The organism is Clostridium saudiense (genome assembly GCF_000577815.1).
Lineage (GTDB): Bacteria > Bacillota > Clostridia > Clostridiales > Clostridiaceae > Clostridium > Clostridium saudiense.
Window position 1 is genome coordinate 1 of record NZ_CBYM010000032.1, and the last position, 24,486, is coordinate 24,486.

20 protein-coding genes are annotated in these 24,486 nt (G+C 29.1%); 4 read left to right on the plus strand and 16 right to left on the minus strand.

Annotation, left to right across the window (positions count from 1 at the left end):
• Window positions 1-69: 69 nt before the first annotated feature.
• The 8 genes from purD to TY07_RS13290 form a co-directional block, all read right to left on the minus strand.
• Window positions 70-1,308 carry a phosphoribosylamine--glycine ligase gene (gene purD / locus TY07_RS13255; protein ID WP_042400860.1) on the minus strand — a complete coding sequence of 413 codons (1,239 nt, stop codon included), beginning with the start codon at window positions 1,306-1,308 and terminating at the stop codon, window positions 70-72.
• Between the two features lie 116 nt (window positions 1,309-1,424).
• The gene (purH, locus tag TY07_RS13260; RefSeq protein WP_042400863.1) at window positions 1,425-2,930 is read right to left on the minus strand and encodes a bifunctional phosphoribosylaminoimidazolecarboxamide formyltransferase/IMP cyclohydrolase; all 1,506 of its coding nucleotides are present in this window, start codon (window positions 2,928-2,930) and stop codon (window positions 1,425-1,427) included.
• Window positions 2,931-2,943: 13 nt separating this feature from the next.
• A complete protein-coding gene (purN, locus tag TY07_RS13265) occupies window positions 2,944-3,546 on the minus strand; it encodes a phosphoribosylglycinamide formyltransferase (protein WP_042400866.1) in 603 nt (200 codons plus the stop codon).
• Window positions 3,534-4,535 carry a phosphoribosylformylglycinamidine cyclo-ligase gene (gene purM / locus TY07_RS13270; RefSeq protein WP_042400869.1) on the minus strand — a complete coding sequence of 334 codons (1,002 nt, stop codon included), beginning with the start codon at window positions 4,533-4,535 and terminating at the stop codon, window positions 3,534-3,536. Before purM ends, purN begins: the two co-directional genes overlap by 13 nt.
• A 9-nt stretch (window positions 4,536-4,544) precedes the next feature.
• The gene (purF, locus tag TY07_RS13275) at window positions 4,545-5,960 is read right to left on the minus strand and encodes an amidophosphoribosyltransferase (RefSeq protein ID WP_042400873.1); all 1,416 of its coding nucleotides are present in this window, start codon (window positions 5,958-5,960) and stop codon (window positions 4,545-4,547) included.
• 177 nt (window positions 5,961-6,137) lie between these two features.
• On the minus strand, window positions 6,138-6,842 hold the full coding sequence (gene purC, locus TY07_RS13280; RefSeq protein ID WP_042400876.1) for a phosphoribosylaminoimidazolesuccinocarboxamide synthase: 705 nt from the start codon (window positions 6,840-6,842) through the stop codon (window positions 6,138-6,140).
• Window positions 6,842-7,321 carry a 5-(carboxyamino)imidazole ribonucleotide mutase gene (gene purE, locus TY07_RS13285; RefSeq protein WP_042400878.1) on the minus strand — a complete coding sequence of 160 codons (480 nt, stop codon included), beginning with the start codon at window positions 7,319-7,321 and terminating at the stop codon, window positions 6,842-6,844. Before purE ends, purC begins: the two co-directional genes overlap by 1 nt.
• Before the next feature lie 149 nt (window positions 7,322-7,470).
• A complete protein-coding gene (locus TY07_RS13290) occupies window positions 7,471-11,217 on the minus strand; it encodes a phosphoribosylformylglycinamidine synthase (protein WP_042400881.1) in 3,747 nt (1,248 codons plus the stop codon).
• A 296-nt stretch (window positions 11,218-11,513) separates the two neighbouring features.
• Here TY07_RS13290 and TY07_RS13295 point away from each other — a divergent pair, with 296 nt between their 5' ends.
• The 3 genes from TY07_RS13295 (at window position 11,514) to TY07_RS13305 (ending at window position 16,011) form a co-directional block, all read left to right on the plus strand.
• The gene (locus TY07_RS13295; RefSeq protein ID WP_042400884.1) at window positions 11,514-12,155 is read left to right on the plus strand and encodes an undecaprenyl diphosphate synthase family protein; all 642 of its coding nucleotides are present in this window, start codon (window positions 11,514-11,516) and stop codon (window positions 12,153-12,155) included.
• A gap of 25 nt (window positions 12,156-12,180) precedes the next feature.
• Window positions 12,181-13,662 carry a phytoene desaturase family protein gene (locus TY07_RS13300; protein WP_042400887.1) on the plus strand — a complete coding sequence of 494 codons (1,482 nt, stop codon included), beginning with the start codon at window positions 12,181-12,183 and terminating at the stop codon, window positions 13,660-13,662.
• Window positions 13,663-13,833: 171 nt separating this feature from the next.
• Complete coding sequence (locus tag TY07_RS13305; protein WP_042400892.1) at window positions 13,834-16,011, plus strand: HelD family protein; 2,178 nt, start codon at window positions 13,834-13,836, stop codon at window positions 16,009-16,011.
• Between the two features lie 137 nt (window positions 16,012-16,148).
• Here TY07_RS13305 and TY07_RS13310 read toward each other — a convergent pair whose 3' ends face one another.
• Together TY07_RS13310 and TY07_RS13315 are read right to left on the minus strand one after the other, a co-directional pair.
• A complete protein-coding gene (locus tag TY07_RS13310) occupies window positions 16,149-17,090 on the minus strand; it encodes an SPFH domain-containing protein (RefSeq protein ID WP_042400895.1) in 942 nt (313 codons plus the stop codon).
• A 1-nt stretch (window position 17,091) separates the two neighbouring features.
• Complete coding sequence (locus TY07_RS13315; RefSeq protein ID WP_042400898.1) at window positions 17,092-17,520, minus strand: NfeD family protein; 429 nt, start codon at window positions 17,518-17,520, stop codon at window positions 17,092-17,094.
• Between the two features lie 315 nt (window positions 17,521-17,835).
• Between TY07_RS13315 and TY07_RS13320 the strand changes: the two genes are divergently transcribed.
• The gene (locus tag TY07_RS13320) at window positions 17,836-19,740 is read left to right on the plus strand and encodes an NAD(+) synthase (protein WP_042400901.1); all 1,905 of its coding nucleotides are present in this window, start codon (window positions 17,836-17,838) and stop codon (window positions 19,738-19,740) included.
• A 105-nt stretch (window positions 19,741-19,845) separates the two neighbouring features.
• Here TY07_RS13320 and TY07_RS13325 read toward each other — a convergent pair whose 3' ends face one another.
• The 6 genes from TY07_RS13325 to TY07_RS13350 all read right to left on the minus strand — a co-directional run bounded on the left by TY07_RS13325 (window position 19,846) and on the right by TY07_RS13350 (window position 24,443).
• Window positions 19,846-20,496 (minus strand): deoxynucleoside kinase, encoded by a 651-nt coding sequence (locus TY07_RS13325; protein WP_042400906.1) that lies wholly within the window; start codon window positions 20,494-20,496, stop codon window positions 19,846-19,848.
• A 125-nt stretch (window positions 20,497-20,621) separates the two neighbouring features.
• The gene (locus TY07_RS13330; protein WP_042400909.1) at window positions 20,622-21,485 is read right to left on the minus strand and encodes an NAD(P)/FAD-dependent oxidoreductase; all 864 of its coding nucleotides are present in this window, start codon (window positions 21,483-21,485) and stop codon (window positions 20,622-20,624) included.
• Window positions 21,486-21,500: 15 nt separating this feature from the next.
• Window positions 21,501-21,815: a thioredoxin gene (gene trxA, locus TY07_RS13335; protein WP_042400914.1), complete on the minus strand. Its 315-nt coding sequence runs from the start codon at window positions 21,813-21,815 to the stop codon at window positions 21,501-21,503.
• A 140-nt stretch (window positions 21,816-21,955) separates the two neighbouring features.
• Complete coding sequence (locus tag TY07_RS13340; RefSeq protein ID WP_042400916.1) at window positions 21,956-23,665, minus strand: ABC transporter ATP-binding protein; 1,710 nt, start codon at window positions 23,663-23,665, stop codon at window positions 21,956-21,958.
• A gap of 129 nt (window positions 23,666-23,794) precedes the next feature.
• Entirely contained in the window at window positions 23,795-24,019 is a 225-nt protein-coding gene (locus TY07_RS13345; protein WP_042400921.1) for a hypothetical protein, read from the minus strand.
• A gap of 49 nt (window positions 24,020-24,068) precedes the next feature.
• The gene (locus TY07_RS13350; RefSeq protein WP_042400923.1) at window positions 24,069-24,443 is read right to left on the minus strand and encodes a hypothetical protein; all 375 of its coding nucleotides are present in this window, start codon (window positions 24,441-24,443) and stop codon (window positions 24,069-24,071) included.
• Window positions 24,444-24,486 lie beyond the last annotated feature (43 nt).

Below are 24,486 nucleotides of genomic sequence, written 5' to 3' on the forward strand. Positions count from 1 at the left end.
CCCTATTTACCCTGTCTACTTGACGGGGGGGGCAGTTCACTGCCGATGGCTTTTTACATTAATAATATACTATATATCTCTTCTAAAATATTTCCCCTTAAAATCAACCTTTTCAATCAATCCATAAGCTTCTTTTCTAGCCTCCTGAACAGTTCTACCTCTACCAACAACAGATAAAACTCTTCCTCCACTAGTTCTAAGAACTCCATCTACTAATTGAGCTCCTGCTAAGAATACTTTATCCTTAATACTTTCGTCAATAGTGATTTCGAACCCCTTTTCAAAAGTTCCAGGATACCCCTTAGAAGCTAAAACAACATTAACACAAGCTCCATCATACCATTTAACTTCAACTTCATCTAATCTACTGTTTAAAGCCGCTTGAACTAAATCAACTAAATCACTTTCCATTAAAGTTAATACAGATTGAGTTTCTGGATCTCCCATTCTTACATTATACTCTAAAAGATAAGTTCCTTTCTTTGTTATCATTAATCCAAAGAAAATAATCCCCTTAAAATCAAATCCTTCTTCTTGAATTCCCTTTAAGGTATTAGCAACTATATTTTCTTCAAACTCCTTCATTACCTCTTCAGTAACAAATGGATTTGGCGCTAAAACTCCCATTCCTCCAGTGTTTGGTCCTTTATCTCCATCAAAAATTTGCTTGTGATCTTTTCCTGAAATAAAAGGTATTAAGGTCTTACCATCTGTAATTGAAAGTATTGAAGCTTCTACACCTTCAAGAAATTCTTCAATAACAACCTTTTGACCTGCACCACTAAATATATCTGAAATCATGAAATCATTAATTGTTTTCATAGCTTCTTCTTTAGTTGCTGCAATTACAACACCTTTACCTGCAGCTAATCCATCTGCTTTAATAACTATTGGATATTCACAATTTTCTAAATAAGCTTTAGCTTTATCATATTCTGTAAAAGTTCCATATTGAGCTGTTTTAACTCCATATTTCTTCATGAAATCCTTAGAAAAAGCTTTACTTCCTTCTAATTGGGCTCCTCTGCTATCAGGCCCAAAGCATCTTAATCCTGCTGCTTTAAATTTATCTGTTATACCCTTTGTTAATGGATCTTCAGGTCCAACAAAAGTAAAAGCTATATTATTTTCTCTTGCAAATACTACCAACTCATCTAAATCAGTAATATTAACATTTTCACATTTATTTGTCGTTGCAGTTCCCCCATTACCAGGTGCTACAAATACCTTACTAACCTTTTCACTCTTAGCCAATTTCCAAGCAATAGCATGCTCTCTTCCACCAGAACCAACTAATAAAATTTTCATATAACATTACCTCTTCTCAAATATACTATTTTTTAAATTCACAGAAAGTCAGCCTAAGCTGACTTTCTACCTTCACTATTAACTCTTCACTCTTCACTCTTACTTCTTAACTATTCTTAGTGTTTAAAGTGTCTAATTCCTGTAAACACCATTGCTATTCCATGTTCATTACAAGCATCAATTGATTCTTGGTCTCTCATAGAACCACCTGGTTGAATTATTGCTTTAATTCCATACTTAGAACATTCATCAACGATATCTCTAAATGGGAAGAATGCATCTGAAGCTAAAATTGTAGCTCCTTCACCTCTTCTTAAAGCATCCATTGTTGGCCAAATTCTATTAACTTGTCCTCCACCAATTCCTACAGCAACACCGTCTTTAACTGTAACTATAGCATTCGATTTAACGTATTTAACTACCTTCATACCAAATAATAAATCTTTCATTTCGTCTTCAGTTGGAGTTTTTTCTGTAACAACCTTTAATTCATCTAAAAGCTTAGTATCTTCTTCTTGTACTAAGATTCCTCCATCAACAGTTACCATGAATCTCTTATCGCATGGTTTAACATTACATTTAATAACTCTTAAATTCTTCTTAGTTCTTAAAACTTCTAGTGCATCTTCATCAAACTCTGGAGCTGCAACTACTTCTAAGAATATTTTAACCATTTCTTCAGCAGTAGCTTTATCAACTTTCTTATTGATAGCAACTATTCCACCAAAGATAGAAGTTGGATCTACATCATGTGCTTTAGTATAAGCTTCTACAGCAGTCTCACCTATTGCAACACCACATGGAGTGTTATGTTTTAATGCACAACAAGCTGTTTCTTCAAATTCATTAGCAACTTTCCAAGCAATATCTAAATCCTTTATATTGTTATAAGAAAGTTCTTTACCATTTAATACTTCAAAGTCATTCATACCACCATCAAATTCATTTGAAACATAGTATGCAGCACTTTGATGTGGATTTTCACCATATCTTAAACTTTGCTTTTTCTTATATGAAATTGAAAGATATTCTGGATATTCTTCTTCATCACTCAACATAAAGTTTGAAATTGCAGCATCGTAAGCACTCATTAAGTTAAATACCTTACCAGCTAATTTCTTTCTTAACTTGTAGCTAACATCTCCAGTTTCCTTAATTTCAGTCATTACAGCTTCATAATCAGAAACATCTGAAATAACAACAACATCTTGGAAATTTTTCGCAGCTGCTCTAAGCATTGTTGGTCCACCAATATCTATAAATTCAACCTTTTCTTCAAAGCTTAAATCTTCTCTTACTTTTTCAAAGAAAGGATATAAATTAACTATAACCATATCTATTGTTTCAATGTTTCTTTCTTTTATAGTCTTCATATGTTCTTCATTATCTCTTATAGCAAGTATTCCTGCATGAATTATTGGGTGAAGAGTCTTAACTCTTCCATCTAGCATTTCTGGGAAATTAGTAACTTCATTAACTTCTGTTACAGCTACTCCATTATCTTTTAAGTGCTTATAAGTACCTCCAGTTGAAATAACCTCAACTCCACTTTCAGCTAAAAACTTTGAAAAATCTAAGATACCTGTTTTATCAAATACACTAATTAATGCTCTTTTAATCATGTAAAAATCCTCCCTATTTTAAAATATTTACTCTACCGTCTATAATTTCAACTTTACCTCTGCTTATTAAATCAATAGCTCTAGGTAACATTTTATGTTCCTCTACTAATACTCTCTTTTGAATATCCTCTGCAGTATCCTCAAAATATACTGGAACTGCTTCTTGAAGTATGATTGCCCCACCATCTACTTCTTCATTTACAAAATGAACTGTACATCCAGTAAACCTTACCCCTGAAGCTCTTACTGCATTATGTACATGCATTCCATACATTTTATCTCCACAAAAACTTGGAATTAGTGAAGGATGAATATTTACTATTCTATCTTTAAATACTTTTAATATTTCCCCATCTAATATTGAAAGATAACCAGCTAATACTATTAAATCAACTTTACCTTTAGTTAATTCTAATATTTTATTTGAAACTTCATCTCCATATTCTTTTCTTGAAACAACATAACTTGGAACTCCTGCGTTTTTAGCTCTTTCTAAGCCATAAATACCATCTTTACTTCCAATAACCATTTCAACTTTAAAAGAATCTTGTTCATAATCTAAAATTGATTGGAGGTTTGACCCTCCACCAGATACAAGTACTGCTACTTTAAGCAAACTCCTTCACCTCCAGCTGTTACAATACCAATTTCATAAGCTTTTTCACCTAATTCAATAAGTTCTTTAATAACAGAATCAACATCTTTTTCATCAACACATAATACAAAACCAATTCCCATGTTAAATGTATTATACATATGATCTCTGCTTACACCTTTATTAATCATATCTTCGAATATTGCAGGTAATGGATAACTATCTTTTCTTATTTCTGCAGTTAATTCAGAACCGTTAAACATTCTTGGAACATTTTCAATAAATCCTCCACCTGTTATGTGAGACATACCTTTAATCTCAAACTTTTCTATTAAGTTTAATATTGGTTTAACATATATCTTAGTTGGAGTAATTAATGTTTTCCAAACCTCTTCTCCATTAAATTCTTCATTTAAATCTGTATATAATTTTCTAACTAAAGAGAAGCCATTTGAATGTACTCCTGAAGAAGCAATACCAATTAGCTTATCTCCTGGTTTAATATTTTTTCCATTTATTATTTTATCTTTATCTACAATACCTACTGCAAATCCTGCAATATCATATTCTCCTTCTTTATAAAAACCTGGCATTTCAGCAGTTTCTCCACCAACTAAAGCACACTCTGACATAACGCATCCATCAGAAACACCTTTAACTAAATCAGAAGCTACTTCTGCTTCAAGCTTTCCACAAGCTATATAATCTAAGAAAAATAATGGTTTTGCTCCATGACATAAAATATCATTTACGCACATAGCTACACAGTCAATTCCAACTGTATCGTACTTCTTAGTTTTAAATGCTAATTCAAGCTTAGTTCCAACACCATCTGTACCCGAAACTAAAACTGGCTTTTTATATCCTTCTGGTAATTCAACCATTCCAGCAAAACTTCCAAGACCATTTAAAACATATTCACTCATTGTTCTTTGTGCATATTCTTTTATAAGCTTTACTGACTTATAACCTTCTTCTATATTAACCCCAGCCTCTTTATAAGTTATCATTTAAATTACCTACCTTTCAGTTTCTATTGGTGTCGCAACTGGATATATTCCATTGAAACATCCTACACAATATCCTTGATTTGCATTAAAGCACTTGTACATACCATCCATTGATAAATATCCTAAAGAATCGCAGCCAATTATTTCTCTCATTTCTTCTATAGAATGATTAGCTCCTATAAGATCTTTTCTGTAAGGAGTATCAATTCCAAAGTAACATGGATATTGAACAACTGGAGATGCTACTAAGAAGTGAACTTCTTTAGCTCCTGCTCTTCTTAATGATTCTACTAAATGCTTTGAAGTCGTTCCTCTTACTATAGAATCATCTATAAGAATAACTCTCTTATCTTTAATATTTACCTTTAAAGGATTTAACTTAACCGCTACAGCTCTTTCTCTTACCTCTTGAGATGGTGTAATAAATGTTCTTCCTACATATCTATTCTTTACAAATCCAGTATCATAAGGTACTCCTGATGCCTTAGCATATCCTATTGCCGCTGGTATACCTGAATCTGGAACTGCAACAACTACATCTGCATCTATTGGGAATTCTTTATATAATTGTTCTCCAGCTCTAACTCTTGATTCATGAACATCTAATCCATCTATTATAGAATCTGGTCTAGCAAAATATATATACTCAAAAGCACAAGTTTGACATTGAGTATTTTCAGAATATCTATATGAATTTATTCCATTTTCATCAATTACAACAATTTCACCTGGCTCAATATCTCTAACTAACTCTGCACCAATTGCATCTAAAGCACAACTTTCTGAAGTTAATACATAGCCTTCTTCAATTTTTCCTAAACTAAGAGGTCTTATTCCATGTGGATCTCTTACACCAATAAGCTTATTTTCAGTTAATATAACCATTGCAAATGATCCTCTAACAGCTTGAATAGCATCTAATACAGCTCTTTCAACACCTTTTTTAGCGCCTCTTGCAATTAAATTAGCAATTACTTCTGAGTCAATTGATGTATGGAATATATGTCCTCCATCTTCTAATAACTCTCTAATAACATCTGCATTAACTAAAGTTCCATTATGAGCCATAGCTATTGGTCCTAGCTTTGTTTGGCTTAATAATGGCTGTGCATTTTCTATTCTAGTATCACCACTTGTTGAATATCTAACATGTCCAATAGCAGCAAATCCCTTTAAACTATCTATATCTTCTTGAGAAAATGCTTCTGTTATAAGCCCCATTCCTTTTTTAATATTTATATCTTCACCATTTGCAACAGCTATACCCGCACTTTCTTGCCCTCTATGTTGAAGTGCATATAGACCGTAATATGTTACTGAAGCAACATCTAATGGATTATTAGAATAAATACCAAATACTCCACATTCATCTTTAAATTTATCATTACTTGGATCCATTATAATATTGTCCAACTTTGGATTCATACTCCTACCCCCGTTAATTAGTTAATAGTTTTGAGTTAATAGTTATTAGTTCTGAGTTAGTAGTTTAGGTAGAAACTGCTATCGTAGTTTCTTAAAGTTTATTTTTCCTAAAACTGATTTGAATCAACTTTATTCCTCAACTTACCACTTGTAACTTGAAACTTGAAACTATCTAAACTATTCTTGTATTCTCTTTAAGATTTCAACATATGCATCTTTAACATTTCCAAGATCTCTTCTGAATCTGTCTTTATCTAACTTTTCTCCAGTAGTTGCATCCCAGAATCTGCAAGTATCTGGTGAAATTTCATCTGCTAAAACTATATCTCCGTTATATCTACCAAACTCTAATTTAAAATCTATTAATCTTATGTTAGATTTTAAGAACATATCCTTTAAAATATCATTTATTTTTGCTGTTAAAGAATAAATCTTTTCTAATTCTTCAAAAGTTGTTGCTCCTATAGCAACTGCATGGTAATCATTTATTAATGGATCTCCTAGTGAATCATCCTTGTATGATAATTCAAATACTGTTGTTTTAAGTTCTGTTCCTTCTTCTAATCCTAATCTCTTAGCCATTGAACCAGCTGCAACATTTCTTACAATCACTTCTAGTGGTACTATTTCAACCTTTTTACATAATTGTTCTCTATCATTTAGCTTTTCAATAAAGTGAGTTGGAATTCCCTTGTTATTTAACATTTCAAATAACATTGACGTAATTGCATTGTTTAAAACACCTTTATCTTCGATTTGACCTTTCTTTTCGCCATTAAAAGCCGTTGCATCATCTTTGTAATATACTACAACTTCATCAGCCTTATCTGTAGCATATATTTTCTTTGCCTTACCTTCGTACATCATTTCTAATTTTTCCATTATAAATCCACTCCTTCACCATTTTCAGCTATAAACTTTTCTTTCATTTCTTTTCTATATTCAACTAATTTAGCTTTTAATTCTTTATCTCCAACAGCTAACATTTGAACTGCAAGCATTCCAGCATTGTAAGCATTATTTATTCCAACTGTTGCAACAGGAATAGATTTTGGCATTTGCACTATTGAAAATAATGCATCTAATCCTTCAATAGCTCCTTTACAAGGAACTCCTATAACTGGCATTGTTGTTTGAGAAGCTATTACTCCAGGTAAGTGTGCTGCAAGTCCTGCACCTGCTATTACAACTTCACATCCTTGTGCTTCACATTCTCTTAAAGTTTCTTCTAACTTTTCTGGAACTCTGTGAGCTGATAAAACAAATGCTTTATACTCAATTCCGAATTCTTTTAAGCAGTTAGCTGCTCCTCTCATTATTTCTGTATCAGATTTAGATCCAAAAAATATTGCTACCTTCATTTTTAAAACCACCTTTTTGTAGTTAGTAGTTTTTAGTTAATAGTTAGTAGTTTAGGTAGAAACTCCTTAATAAGTTTCTAAAATCAATTACGCTGACTTTATTCTTTAACTTTTAACTATTAATTCTTAACTCTTAACTATTTTAAATTTTATTTAAAATACTTAACTCCTGATTCGAAAATCTTTTGATCAAAGTTTCCTGGTACGTTTTTATATAGGTTTTCTCCAATTCTTTCAGAGTGTCCCATTTTCCCTAAAACTCTACCATCTGGACTTGTTATACCTTCTATTCCAAGCATTGACCCATTTGGATTAAATGGCATGTCTAATGCTATATTTCCTTTATTATCAACATATTGAGTTGCTACTTGTCCATTTTCAACTAATTGTTTTAATAGTTTTTCTGGAGCAACAAATCTACCCTCTCCATGAGAAATTGCAACATTGTGGATGTCTCCTAATTCTACTCCACTAAACCATGGTGATTTCTTAGAAACAACCTTAGTCTTAATTATTGAACTCATATGCCTATTAATTTCGTTATAAGTTAATGTTGCCATATCTTCTTCAATATCAACTATTTCACCATAAGGTACTAATCCTAACTTAATTAATGCTTGGAAGCCGTTACAAATACCTAACATTAATCCATCTCTATTCTTTAATAAATCCATAACTGCATCTTTAATTCTTTCGTTTCTAAATACTGTTGATATGAATTTACCTGAGCCATCTGGTTCGTCTCCAGCCGAGAATCCACCAGGTAACATTATTATTTGACTTTCTCTAATTTGCTTTTCTAAGTTTTCAATTGACTCTGCAAAAGCTTCTTTAGAGTAATTTCTAAATACTAAAGTTTCTGTTTTTGCTCCAGCATTTCTAAATGCTCTTTCACAATCATATTCGCAGTTTGTTCCTGGGAATACTGGAATTATTACCTTTGGTTTAGCAACCTTTATAATAGGTGATTTAACATTTGATTCATTGTATAAGACTTCCTTAACTGATTCATTTTTATCAGTAGTTTTAATTTTAAATACCTTTGATAATTTCTTTTCATAAGTTTCTTCTAAAATATTTAATTTTAAATTCAAATCATATTCTTGTGAAACTATTAATTCATCTTTAATTGTGCATCCTATTGCCTTGTAAGCGCATCCTTTAAATTCTTCATCTACATTTACATCAGATTTTACTTCTAAAACTAAACTTCCATAGTTTAATCCGAATAACTCCTCTTTAGTTAGATTAGAGAATTTAACCCCAATTTTATTTCCGAAAGCCATCTTTGAAAGTGTTTCAGAAGCTCCACCAAACTTAACGCTTGAAGCTGATATTACTTTACCTTCTAAAATAAGCTCATGTAACTTCTCTAAATTCTTTTTATATCCTTCTACCTTTAATGTGTAATCTTCATTTCTTTCTGCCATTAAGAATACTAATTTTGAACCAACTTCTTTAAATTCTGCACTAATTATATTCTTTGCCTTTTCTACTCCAACAGCAAAAGCTACTAATGTTGGAGGTACATCTACATCTCCAAAACTTCCAGACATTGAGTCTTTACCACCAATTGCAGGTATTCCTAAATCTATTTGTGCTTGGTATGCACCAAGTAGTGCTGCAAATGGTTTACCCCATCTTTCTGGACTCTTTCCTAATTTTTCAAAATACTCTTGAAGAGTCAATCTTGCTTTTCTGTAATCTCCACCTACAGCTGCAAGCTTTGTAACTGCTTCTATTATTGAGTAGTATGCCATATGATATGGACTCCATACTCCTAAATCTGGATTTAATCCATAACTCATTATTGTAGCCTCTTCACTTACTCCATTTAATACTGGAATCTTAGCAACCATTGCTTCTTGTTCTGTATTTGCATCCCTACCACCATATGGCATAAGAACTGTTCCTCCACCAATAGTAGAGTCAAATCTTTCAACTAATCCTTTTTGTGAAGCAACATTTAACTTTGTTAAGTTATTTAACCACTCTTCTTTAACATTTACATCCCCAACTGTTAAAGGATATTCTCCTGGTAACTTAACTTCTACATTAGTTACTTGTCTTGCCCCATTTGTATCTAAGAAGCTTCTCTTTAAGTTAACTATTTCTTTACCTCTCCAATACATTCTTAATCTTTCAGTATCTGTAACTTCTGCAACAACAACCGCTTCTAAGTTTTCTACTTTAGCTAACTCTATAAATCTATCTACATTTTCCTTATTAACTACTACAGCCATTCTTTCTTGTGATTCAGAAATTGCAATTTCAGTTCCATCTAAACCTTCATATTTTTTAGGAACTTTATCTAAATTGATATCTAACCCTCTGGTTAATTCCCCAATTGCTACTGAAACTCCCCCAGCTCCAAAGTCATTACATCTTTTAATCATTTGAGCTATTTCAGCATTTCTAAATAATCTTTGAATTTTTCTTTCTGTTGGTGCATTACCTTTTTGAACTTCTGCTCCACATTCATTTATTGAATCTTCAGTATGTTCCTTCGATGAACCTGTTGCTCCCCCAACACCATCTCTTCCAGTTCTTCCTCCAAGAAGAATTACTATATCACCAGATTGTGGTTCTTCTCTTATTACATTTTCTTTTGGTGCTGCTGCTATAACAGCACCAACTTCCATTCTTTTAGCAACATAGTTTGGATGATATACTTCTGAAACTTGTCCAGTTGCTAACCCAATTTGGTTACCATATGAGCTATAGCCATGAGCCGCTCCTAAAGTAATTGTTCTTTGTGGTAATTTACCTTTTATAGTATTCTCTACTGGTACTGTTGGATCTGCTGCACCAGTAACTCTCATTGCTTGATATACGTATGTTCTACCTGATAGTGGGTCCCTTATAGCCCCTCCTAAACAAGTTGCTGCTCCACCAAAAGGTTCAATTTCAGTTGGGTGATTGTGTGTTTCATTTTTAAACATCACTAAGTATTCTTCATTACCCTTATCTGTTTCTATGTTAACTTTTATTGAACAAGCATTTATTTCTTCAGAAACATCTAGGTCGTCTAGCATACCTCTTTTTCTCATTTCTTTCATAGTAATAACTGCTATATCCATTAACGTTTCGTCTCTATCAGTTTCTCCATAAACGAAATCTCTTGATTTTAAATATGCTTCATATGATTTTTGTGCTGCATTGTTTAATTCACCTATTTCAAAAGTTACATCTTCAATTGCAGTACTGAATGTTGTATGTCTGCAGTGATCTGACCAATAAGTATCAATTACCCTTATTTCAGTAATAGTTGGTGTTCTTTCTTCACTTTTAAAATAATCTCTTATCATCAATAAGTCATCCACACTCATTGCTAGTCCTAATTCTTTATGGAAGTCTTCTATTTCTTTTCTATCTTTATTAATAAAATTATGAAGTATTTCTACATCGTTAGGCTCTGCTAATTTTGAAGAAAGTTCAATATTATCTATTGCTACTTCTCTAGAATCTACAGGATTTATATAGTAACTCTTAATTTTTTCTATATCTTCTTTAGTTAATTTTCCTTTCAAAACTATAACCTTAGCTGATTTTACTTCAACTCTTTCCTCAGCTCCTAATAATCCAATACATTCAGATGCTGAGTCAGCTCTTTGATCATATTGTCCTGGTAAAAATTCTACAGCAAATGCTATTTCATCATCACTTATAGGAAGATTTTCTTCATATAAATTATCTACTGTCTTTTCAGCAAATATTGTATATAAAGATTTTTGATAGTATTCCTCTTTCATTTCACCTAATATATACTTATTTGCTACTCTTACAGCTTGAAGATTTTCTATTCTTAAATTACTTTTGAAATCTTCCATAAGGCTCTTAGCTTCAACATTAAAGCCATCTTTTTTTTCTACAAAAATGCATTTAAACCCTAACATTCTATACCTCCACATACATATTTTTCAAAACACGAACATTATTATATTTTTTATTTATATTCTTCGTGTTAATTAAATATTACCAATTCGATTTATATTTGTCAACATTACCAGATATCATTTAACATATTTTTCGTCATATATCCGAATTTTAATTAAATTTTACTATTTTTAATTCGTTTTATTTGCTATTTATCAATTTTATATCCAAAAATAAACTTTTACTGTATTAACATTATTAAAATTAGCAATACTATATAGCATAAATTTATAAATATAATAGAAGGAGTGATTTTATGAGACTTCCTAAACATATTGGCATTATTCCTGATGGCAATAGACGTTGGGCTGAAAATAATGGTCTTTCAAAGGAAAAGGGTTATAACATAGGTATTAATCCTGGACTTGTACTATTTAAACTATGTGAAAATCTAGGTATAAAAGAAATAACTTACTATGGATTTACTACTGATAATACTAAAAGACCTACTGTTCAAAAGGATGCATTTATAAAAGCTTGTATAGATGCTGTAAAGTTACTATCTAATGAAAACGCAGAATTACTAGTTATTGGAAACATCGAATCTCCTTGCTTCCCCCCTGAATTGTTACCTTTTACAACAAGAAGGACTTTTGGAAAAGGTGGAATAAAGGTAAACTTTTTAGTTAATTATGGTTGGGAATGGGATTTAAACTTATCTAGACAAACACATACAAAAAGAAATAATTTAGATTTAGTATTACACTCAAAAGATATTTCTAGAATCGATTTAATTATTCGATGGGGTGGAAGAAGAAGATTAAGTGGTTTTTTACCTATACAATCAGTTTATTCTGATTTTTATGTAGTTGATGATTATTGGCCTGATTTTAAACCTCAACATATATACGATGCACTAGAATGGTATTCAACTCAAGACATTACATTAGGAGGTTAAGCCTTAATTCAAGGATGTGATTTAAATGAAAAAAGCAATTGTTATTGGTGGTGGTATAGGTGGTTTATCTATAGCTGCTAGGTTATTAAAGGATGGTTTTAATGTTGATTTATACGAAAAAAATAAATCGCTTGGTGGCAAAATTAGTCAAGTTAAATTTGCTGATTTTAAATTTGATTTAACTGCTTCCTTGCTAATGATTCCTAATGATTATACTGAAATTTTTTCTTATTGTAATAAAAATTATAAAGATTATTTTTCTTTTATTCCTCTTAACAATCTTTATAAAGTTTTTTATTATGATAATACAAATTATACTTTTCAAACAGACTTACCATCTCTTTGTAAAACTATAAATAATATAACAAATAATGATTTAAATGATATGTATTCTTACTTTAACTTTTTATCAACCAATTATAAAAAATATTTATTAGCTGAAAAATATTTTTTAAATACATCATTTATAAATACTAATAACTTTTTTAATCCATTAACTTTAAGTAAAGTTTATAAATTACATACTTTAAACTCTTGCTATAAAGACTGTAAAAAGTTTATATCATCTGAAAAATTAATAAATTATATTTTGTTTCAATCTATGTATGTAGGAGTATCTCCCTTTAGTTCCCCTAGTATTTATAATTTAATTCCTTCGGCAACTCAATATCAAGGACTTTATTATATAAAAGGTGGAATGTATTCCTATATTCAATCATTAAGAAAATTAATTTTAGATCTTGGTGGTAAAATTCATCTTTCTTCTCCAGTAGATGAGATATTATTAAAAAATAATACCGCTATAGGGATTAAAATAAAAAATAAAAACATACATAGTGACTTAGTAGTTTGTTCAAGTGATTATTCTTATGCAATTAATAATTTACTAAAAGATAAATCTATCACTCAGATATCAAAAAACATTAATAATCTTGAACACTCCTGCTCTACTTTTATTATTTATTTAGCTTTAGATAAAAAGTATCCTTTACTTAATGTACATAATATATTTATTAATAAGGATTTCAGAAAAAACATAGAGGCTCCTTTTAAAGGAAAGCTCTCATCTAATCCGTCACTCTATATTTATTGTCCTAGTTCTATAGATAATTCACTTTGTCCTTTAGGATGTGAAACAATAAATATTATGGTGAGAGTTCCAAATTTACTTTATAAAAATATTTATTGGAATAGTGATACCATCAGTAAATTAAGCAATAACTTGTTGAGTATTGTTTCAAAAATTCCAGGATTAGAAGATCTACAATCTCATATATTGTTTAAACATCATTTAACTCCTATTGATTTAAAAAATATATTTAATACCTATGCAGGATCTGCATTTGGAATAAGCCATAATTTAAATCAAAGTTTAGTATTTAGGCCTCAATGTACATTACCAAAGATTAAAAATTTATACTTTACAGGTGCTTCAATACATCCTGGTAATGGAACATCTATGGTATTAAAAAGCTCAAAAATCTGTTCAGAAATAATAAAAGAATAAAAAAAGTGCCACAAGATACTTCTTGCGACACAATCCTACGTAACCTAAAAGGTCATTAATATTTTTTCCTTAAAATTTCATTTTATTCAAGTATTAATTTATATTCATTACTTGACATACACTATTAGAAACTATTAAAATTTAATGACCATTATTTTAAGGAGAGATTAAATGATTATCGGAAAAGAACTACAAGATGAAAATAAATACTTAAATAAAACAATAGGAAAAATTACTGATTTACTTACTAGCTATGGTGTTTCAAGTGAAGAACAAGATAAAGAAATAATAAAGCATAGAAAATTTTTATGGGATAATAGAAATGAATTAGATGAAATTGAAATAAATGAAAACTGTGGACAGGTTGCATTAAATGAACAATTGCACGCTAAGAAAATATCAAGAATTAGAACTTTAGAAAAGCAACTTTCTAATCCTTATTTTGCTAGAATTGATTTTAAGGAAGACGGCGAAGAATCAGAAAGTTTTTATATAGGTCTATCAACTGTAGAAGATGAAGATAATTTTGATATTTTTGTATTCGACTGGCGTTCTCCTGTTGCTAATATGTTTTATGACTTTGAAGTTGGTCCTGCATATTATGATGCTCCAGTTAGAAGAATAGAAGGTCATATAGAATTCACTAGACAATATAACATTAGAAATGGTGAAATAGTCTTTATGCATAACTCAAATGAAAGTTTATGTGATGAGGCTTTAACATCAATGTTAAGCGGAAATGCTACTGATAAGATGAAAAACATAGTTGCTTCTATTCAAAAAGAACAAAATGATATTATAAGAAGTGATGATAGCAAAATACTATTCATTCAAGGTGCTGCTGGTTCTGGTAAAACATCTATAGCATTACATAGATCTGCTTACCTATTATACAAGCATAGAAAAAATCTTAGCGCTGATAATATTTTAATCTTCAGTCCAAATGAAGTTTTTGCAGAGTATATTTCTGATGTATTACCTGAGCTTGGTGAAAGTAATATACGTCAAACTACATTTGAAATTTTTTCAAAGAGATTCTTACCATCAAATTATTTATATGAAAGCAAAAATGATCATTTAGATTATATTTACTCTAATCATACTGATTTAAAAACATTCAAATTAAGAACTAAATCTATGGAATATAAAAATACTTTAGATTTTATGAATACTTTAAATAAATTTATATTAGATATTCCAAGACTTATTACTAATGTAACTCCTATTACAATTGAAGGTGTACAAATAGTTAGCAAAAAATCAGTAGAAAAAACTATATTTGAAAGATTTAAGGATATTCCTTTCTTGAACAGAATTGATGTTGTTAAACAAAGTTTATTCTCTCAAGTAGAAAATAAATATTTATCTTCAAAAGATAATTCTCATTTTGATTATGTTGAAGATAAAAAAACATTCTATGATTTTTGTAAAGCACAAGTTGACTTACAAGTTGATGCTATGATTAAAACACTTGATAGTGTTGCTATTTATAAATCTCTTTGGAGTAATATTGAAAAGTATACAGATATTGATTTAAACAATACAAAAGATTTAACTTTAAATTATTTAAACAATAACGAAGTAAAGTTTGAAGATATTACTCCTATAATTTATATAAGATCTTCATTAGAAGGTTTCAGAAGTTACGGAAATATGAAACATGTTTTAGTGGATGAAGCTCAAGACTATAGTCCATTATTCTACGAAATAGTTAAAAGATCTTTCCCAAATGCTTCACTAACAATTATGGGTGATTTAAATCAAAGAATTGATAAACATTCTAATGTAAAAAGTAGAAATAGTATAACTAATGTATTTAATGATGTTAAAACAGTAGTTTTAACTAAAAGCTATCGTTCAACAGGTAATATAACTAACTTTACTAAGGATATTTTAGAAACCCACGAACCTATAGAAGCTGTTGATAGAATTGGTGATAATCCAACTATTCATATTGTTAATAATAATTTAGAAGAAAGGATTTCTACTAAGATAAATGAAATGAAAGATAAAGGTTATAAATCTATAGCTATTATTTGTAAAAATAAAGAAAATAGTAAAAAACTTTATTCTTCTTTAAAAGAACTAAATGATGATATAAACTTAATAATTAGTGATAAATGTGAATTTAAGATTGGTATTAATGTAATATCTTCATATATTGCAAAAGGATTAGAATTTGATGGAGTTATTTTAGCTGATGGTGAAAGTTATCTATCAATTGAAGATAAGCATTTATTCTATACTGCTTGTACAAGAGCATTACATGAATTGCATATATATACCAATACTTCATTAGAAAATATACTACCTCAAGATAATAGCTTGTATACCTTAATTGATAATTAATTTATAAAATAACTAATTTAAATAGAGCTAACATATAAACGAACTCCTTTTAATATTTATTTTAGTATTTTTCATAAGCACTTTTAATTATATATAATAAAAAAGCATCGTATAAATTCATACGATGCTTTTTTATATTAATTATCTTTCTTAAGCATTTCTCCAATAGCTGCTATGCTACCAAGTGATGATAAAGTTTCATTTGGTAATATAAGCTTATTAGCTGGATTTTTAGCCATTTCTTTAAGTGCTTCAACTTGTTTAAGTGCTATAACTGTTTCATTAGTTCCTGATTCAATAATAGCCTCATTTACTTTTCTAATAGCTTCTGCTTCAGCTATAGCTATTTGTTCTATAGCCTTAGCCTTACCTTCTGCTTCTAAAAGTTGAGATTCTTTTAAACCTTCAGCTCTTCTAATATTAGCTTCCTTTTCTGCTTCAGCTTCAAGAATTTTAGCTCTCTTTTCACCTTCAGCTTTTTCTATTTGAGATTGTCTTTGACCTTCAGCCACTAATATAGTAGCTCTCTTATCTCTTTCAGCTTTCATTTGCTTTTCCATAGCTTGTTGTATTTCAGCTGGTGGAATTATGTTCTTAATTTCAACTGATAGTACCTTTATACCATAAGCATCAGTAACCTCATCAATAATACCAAGTAATTGTTGATTTATACTATCTCTTCCTGCAAGAACTTCATCTAATGTCATATTACCTAGTATATTTCTTATGTTTGTTGTAGCTGAATAAACTATACCTGCTTTATAATCTTCAATATTATATACTGCATCTTTTGCATTAAGCATCTTATAGAAAATAACATTATCAACAGAAATTTTAACGTTATCTTTAGTAATAACTGATTGTGGTGGTACATCTAAAATTTGTTGCTTAGTTGATACTTTTTTTCTTACAAAGTCTACACCTGGAATTACAAAGTGCCACCCTGGTTCTAAAATTTTATGGAATTGTCCTAGTCTTTCTACTACATATAAGTACCCTGTATTTACAACTTTAATTGATGATAATAGCACTAATAAAATAATCACTAATAATGCTACTAAAAATATTAATCCTGACATTTTAATCCTCCTTCGAACTTACAATTAACTTATTTCCTTCAATACCTGTAATTTTATATTCTTCACCTTTTTTTATTACTCTTCCCTTATTATAAGCAGTCCAATAAATACCACTTACCTTTATCTTTGAGTTCTTCCCCATATCCTCTTCTGCAATCATTGTTCTACCTATATAGGTTTGTTCCATCGTTGGTACATGATTAACATCAGCCTTGAATTTCTTTTTTGCCCAAGGATAACCAATAGAAACAGTTGCAACTCCAACAATTAAAAAGGCTATTATTTGCCATACAACAGTAACTTCAAATAAAGAAAGTATTATTGCAACTATAGCTCCTAAAGAAAACCACATAAATATGAAACTACTAGTAATAACATCAATAGCAATTAAAAAAACTGCAACAAGTATCCAACTAATTACCTCAACCATTATTTTTCCCCCTTTCCTGATTTATTACTAAACCATTCATTATAATTTAATTATATACTATATTATTCTTCTTTTGTATTAATTCTTCCAAATAGTTAAATCTTAACTACAAACTCATTATAATATAGTTTAAATCTTTTCGCAAGTTATTTTTTATTGTTTTATAAGGTATTTATTATCTCTTAAAACGTTTAGATTTATCTATTTTTTAAATAATTTGATTTTCTAAGGTTTTCCTTTTATTATTTATTTATATGTATTTTATTAGAGAACTAATACAATACTAAAATTATATAACGTATTGGAGATGATATTATGGATTTTATAAAAGTAGGATCTGCATGTCCTAAAACTAAAGTTGCAGATGTTATTTTTAATGTTGAAAATATATGCTCATGTATTAATGATGCTTATAATAAAGATGTTAAATTTTTAGTTTTTCCCGAACTATCTATTACTTCTTATACCTGTGCTGATTTATTTTTAACTTCTACATTAATAAATAAATCTATAGAAGGAATTAAATTAGTTTGCGAAAATAGTATTAATAAAGATATATTAATTGCTGTTGGATGTCCTCTTGTGCATAACAACGTTCTTTATAATGCAGCATTTATTATTTTTGAAGGAAAGATTCTTGGAATAGTTCCTAAATCATATATTCCAAACTATAGCGAATTTTATGAAAAAAGATGGTTTACATCTGCTGCTATGTTAGTTGATGAAACTGTAGATTTACCTTTCCAAGATAATATACCACTAGGTACAAACTTGCTATTTACTGCTGGAGATTATAAGTTTGGTATAGAAATTTGTGAAGATCTTTGGGTAACAATACCTCCAAGCTCTTATCTTTCACTTCTAGGTGCTAATATTATAGGTAATCTTTCTGCATCAAATGAATTAGTAAGTAAAAAAGATTATAGACTTTTATTAATTTCTAATCAAAGTGCTAGATGTATGTCATCTTATATTTACTCTTCAGCTGGTGTACATGAATCTACAACTGATTTATTATTTAGTGGTCACTTAATAATAAGTGAAAATGGTTCTATATTAAAAGAAAATAATAGATTTCAAAGAGAAAATGAAGTTATAACTTCTTGTATAGATGTATTTAAGCTAAATGCTGAAAGATTAAAAAACTTAAGTTATAGAGATGCTTCTAAAATTGTACCTTTTAAAGCTAAAAACATTAACTTCAATTTTAAAAGCACAGAAATTAAAGATTTTGATAGATATGTAGATAAACATCCATTTGTTCCATCTAATGAACATGAAAGAGAAGAAAGATGTAAAGAAATATTCAATATTCAATCATCAGCACTTGCAAAACGTTTAGAACATACTAATCTAAAAAAAGCAGTAATAGGAATTTCTGGTGGACTTGATTCAACTTTAGCTTTACTAGTCATAGTAAAAACATTTAAATTACTTGGAATCGATAATAAAAATATTATAACTATTACTATGCCTGGATTTGGTACTACTGATAGAACATATAATAATGCTTTAACACTTTGTAGAGAATTAGGTACCGATTTAAGAGAAATAAATATCGTTGAAGCTTCCCTTCAACATTTTAAGGATATTGGTCATGATAAAGATATACATGATGTAACTTATGAAAATGTTCAAGCAAGAGAAAGAACTCAAATATTAATGGATTTAGCTAACAAAGAAGGTGGCTTACTAATAGGAACTGGCGATCTTTCTGAACTTGCACTTGGATGGTGTACTTATAATGGCGATCATATGAGTATGTATGCTGTTAATCCTTCAATTCCAAAAACGCTAGTTAGATACTTAGTTAAATATGTAGCAGAAAAAGAATCTACAGAAGAAGTTTCTCATACTTTATTAGATATTTTAGATACTCCTGTTAGTCCTGAACTTTTACCAAAAAGTGAAAAGGGGGATATTGTTCAAAAAACAGAAGATATCGTTGGTCCATATGAACTTCACGACTTCTTCTTATATCACTTTATTAAACATGGTTCTTCAAAAGAAAGAATTGAACTTCTTGCTAAGGCAGCATTTAAAGATGATTACTCTGAAGAAGAAATAAATAAATGGCTTGATAAATTTATTTATAGATTCTTTACTCAACAATTTAAGAGAAGTGCATTACCTGATGGTCCTAAAGTTGGTTCAATTTCTTTAAGTCCTCGTGGCGACTGGAGAATGCCATCTGATGCTTCATTTAATTCATTTAGATAGCAAAAAGAGTGATTTTATTCACTCTTTTTTACTAATTATTTTAAACTCCATTATAAAATAAAAAAATAAGGAAATTTATATCAGAATATAAATTTCCTTACTTAATTATTTTCTTACTTGTTTTAATTTTTCTTCTACCATTTGTATTAACTTAATTTTATCATCTTCATTATTTACAACATCCATGACATTCATATCAATTACTAATACTTCAGATGCTTTATAATGATTTTTTACCCAATTATCATAGTCTTTCCATAAGAAATGATAATATTCTTTTAAACTATCATCAACTTCGAAATCTCTTCCTCTTAATTTGATTCTATTCATAACAGTTTCAAAAGAACCTTTTAGATAAATCATTATATCTGGTGCCTTCTTTGGAAGTGATTCTAGTTCTTCCATCATATTATTTAATAAATTTTCATATATGTCCATTTCTAATTGTGATATTCTTCCAAGCTCCATATTCTTCTTAGCAAAATACCAATCTTCATATATAGATCTATCTAATACATTATTGTCATTAACTAACGCTTCTTTTATACTTTTGAATCTAGTATTTAAAAAATATAATTGTAATAAGAAAGGATATCTTTTTCTTTGTATCTCTTCTTCAGACTCACTATAAAATAATGGCAAAAGTGGATTATCATCAACAGATTCATAAAAAACATCTGATTGAAAATGCTCTCCTAGAATTTTTGCTACTGAACTTTTTCCTAAGCCTATCATTCCACCAACTACTAACAACATACTTCACCTATCCTTTACTATTCATCCTTAGTGCTCATTAATGATAACTTGTATTTATTTTTAAATCAAGACTTGACATAAGAAAAAGGCATATAAATACAAATTATTTATATGCCTTATTACATTTATTTCATTTTTAAAGTATCGATATATTTAACTGCACTTAATGATGCTATATTACCTTCTCCAGCAGATTTAATATATTGATATGGTTTTCCTACACAATCTCCTGCTGCAAAACATCCTGGAATATTGCATTTCATTTCTCTATCAACATGAATATGTCCATCTACTATTTCTAGTCCCGGTACTAACTGTCCAGGTGATATACTATCTTTTAATATAAATACTCCATCTGTTTCTAATTCACCATCTTCCAATTTAACTGAAGAAACCTTTGCTTCTCCAACTATTTCTAATGGTTTTTTAGCAACTACTTCTATATTTTCATTTAAACTAGTTTCACCTTTATACATTGGAATATAATAAACTTTTCCAGCAAGCTCACTAACATAATTGGCTTCTTCTTCTGCTTCTTTATTATATCCTATTATTGTTACAGTTTTTCCTTTATAAAGAGGCGCATCACATGTAGCACAATAACCTACACCTTTACCTATTAATTCCTCTTCACCTTTTATTGGTTTTGTATATTCCATTCCAGTAGCTAAAATTACAGTTGTAGCTTCATACATTTTCTCATTTACCATTAAGGCAAAGTAATCACCCATGGCATATATGTTATTAACTCTTTCTTCTGTAATTTCAATGCCCATCTTATCTATATGCTCAAGAAATTTATCTTTAACATCAGCTCCATTTACTCCATAAAAACCTAAGTAATTACTAATCTTAGGAGCTTTACTTAATTTATGACTTAATTCCTTATTACCAAAAATAATAAACTTTTTATTTCTTATTTTTGCATTAAGAGCTGCAGATAATCCTGCTGGACCACTACCTACTATGGCTATATCATATCTTTCCATAGTAACCTCTACCTTCTAAAGATGTTTTTCAACAGCTTCTTTTAATTGATTCTTTGGCATGAATCCAACTAAAGTATCAACAGGTGCTCCATTTTTAAATACCATTATTGTTGGTATACTTGCAACTCTGTATTTACCAGCTAAATTTGGACATTCATCAACATTAACTTTTGTAAATTTAGCATTTGTTAATTCTCCTGCAACTTCTTCAAAGATAGGTCCTATCATTTTACAAGGTCCACACCATTCAGCCCAGAAATCTACTATACTTACTCCATCAAAATCAATTACTTCTGTATTGAATTCATTTTCTTTTAAATGCTTAACCATTTTATTTCCTCCTACTCCCCCTTAGGGGGATATTAATATTATTTGTTTTATTTTACAGCGATAATTATTATTAGTCAATAATTTTATCCTTACTGATAGTTTGCCCTACTTTTTTCATTATAATTCTATAAAATAAATCTCTATTTAGCCATTGAGTATCTATTTAGATTTTCATAAATACCACCTTTTTTTATAAGTTCAATATGACTTCCTCTTTCTTCAATACCTTTATCAGTTAATACTATTATTTCATCTGCATTTTTAATTGTTGATAATCTATGAGCTACAACAATAGTTGTCCTATTTTTACATAACTCTTCTAAAGATTTTTGAATTAAATATTCTGTTACATTATCTAAAGCAGATGTTGCTTCATCTAATATTAATATTGGTGGATTCTTCAAAAATACCCTTGCAATTGATATTCTTTGCTTTTGCCCGCCAGATAATTTAACTCCTCTTTCTCCAATATATGTATCATATCCATCCTTTAGTTCCATGATGAATTCATGTATATTGGCTTTTTTAGCAGCTTCAATTACTTCCTCATCAGTTGCATTTTGGTTACCATATTTAATATTTTCTTTTATAGTCCCAGTATATAAAAATACATCTTGTTGTACTATTCCAATATTTTTTCTTAAAGAATTAAGTTTAATATCGTAAATACTTTTACCATCAATTTTTATATCTCCTTTATCAACATCATAAAATCTTGGTATTAAACTACAAAAAGTAGTTTTTCCACCACCAGATGGACCAACTAATGCAAGCATCTTTCCACTTTCTATTGATAAATTAATGTCATTTAACACACTTTCATTTTCATAGCTAAAACTTACATTTTCAAATTCTATATTTCCTTCTACATTATTAATTTCAACTGCATTTGGATTTTCTTTTTCTTTTTCCACATTCATTATTTCCATAAACCTTTTAAATCCAGTCATACCATTTTGATATTGTTCAACAAAATTAATTAACTTCTTAATTGGATCAGTAAATAATTTTACGTAAAGCATATATGCTAGAAAATCTCCTAAGTTTATCACACCATAATATGTAAAAACCCCACCTGCAATTAATACAACGTAATCTAATATATCTACGCCAAAATTAACTCCTGCAAAATACTCTGCCATTACCTTATATGCTTTTTTTCTAACTTCTCTAAACTTATTATTACCTTTATTAAACTTTTCTTTTTCATATTCATGTGCTACAAAAGCTTTCGAAATTCTAATTCCTGCTATAGAGTTTTCTAAAGTTGAATTTATATTAGATGTATGAACTCTAGTTTCCATAAAGCAATCATTCATCTTTTTTCTTTTCTTCAAAGTAAATATAACTATAAATGGAACAAATGCAAAAACTAATATTGTAAGTGGTATGTTAATTGTTGATAAAATTATAAATGACCCTAAAAACATAACTATAGAAATAAACAAATCCTCTGGTCCATGATGAGCTAACTCTGATATTTCCATAAGGTCATTAATCATTCTACTCATTAAATCTCCAGTTCTGTTATTATCAAAATAAGAATTAGGTAATTCTTCAAGATGATTAAACATATCTCTTCTCATATCAGCCTGCATTCCTACACCTACAAGATGCCCAAAATACTGCATGAAATAACAACAGCCTGCCTTTATTAAATATAGTAACATTAAAATTATTGCAAATATACCTATTACTTTAATTTCTTTATTAGGTATAGTTTCATTTATTAATACTCTTGTCATCATCGGATATATCAAACTACATATGGTTGCAATGGTCGCTACTATTAAATCCAATATAAACAATTTTTTATATGGCTTATAATATGAAATAAATTTTTTTATCATTATTTAAGTCCCCTCCTATTAAAGCTTAAATTTATTTTATACTCTTATTTATATAAAAGTAGTTTTATTTTTTATAACATAAAATAAGGACAAGATAAATATCCTCTTGTCCTTAAACACAAATATGTATTATTTTTCCCTATGAACATCAACAACTCCAGCTTCATCATCTGAAATAGGAATTAATACTGTACCAAACATCTTTTCTTCTTTCTTTGCATATATATGATAATCTAAGCCTACTTTTAAATTTTTAATATTATCATTTTTTAATATTTTGTACTTTTTATTATCATAAGATTTACCTATATAATATTTATCTGTTTCTTTTTTTATTATTACCCTATAAAGCATTTATTTCCCTCTTTTTTTCGTTGTAGCTCATCTTTGGTTTTATCTTAAATTAATTCATAAAAAAGTCTTTTAATATTTTAAGTTCTTCTTCATTGAAATTATAATCATTTAACTTGTTTTTAGCTATCCATTTTGTATTACTTATAGTTTTATGACAAGTAATATATTCTTTAACTGTTCCTGTAAAGACTCTTAATATATCATTATTTTCAAGTGTATAATCTTTAAATGGCTTTAAATCGAAAATTGTACATTTTAAATCTTTATCTATTGCTTTATTAATACACTTTTCGTCAGTTTCTTTACCTTTAATCTCTTTACCGAATATCCCCCATGTTCTTTCATTCTTCTTTCCTCTTTCAGCAATTAACACATTATCAAAATCATCATAAATAATAATTGAGCATCTTACTACTTTCCCCATACGTACCTCCATCAGAACATTTTCCTACACTTTTCAATTTTAT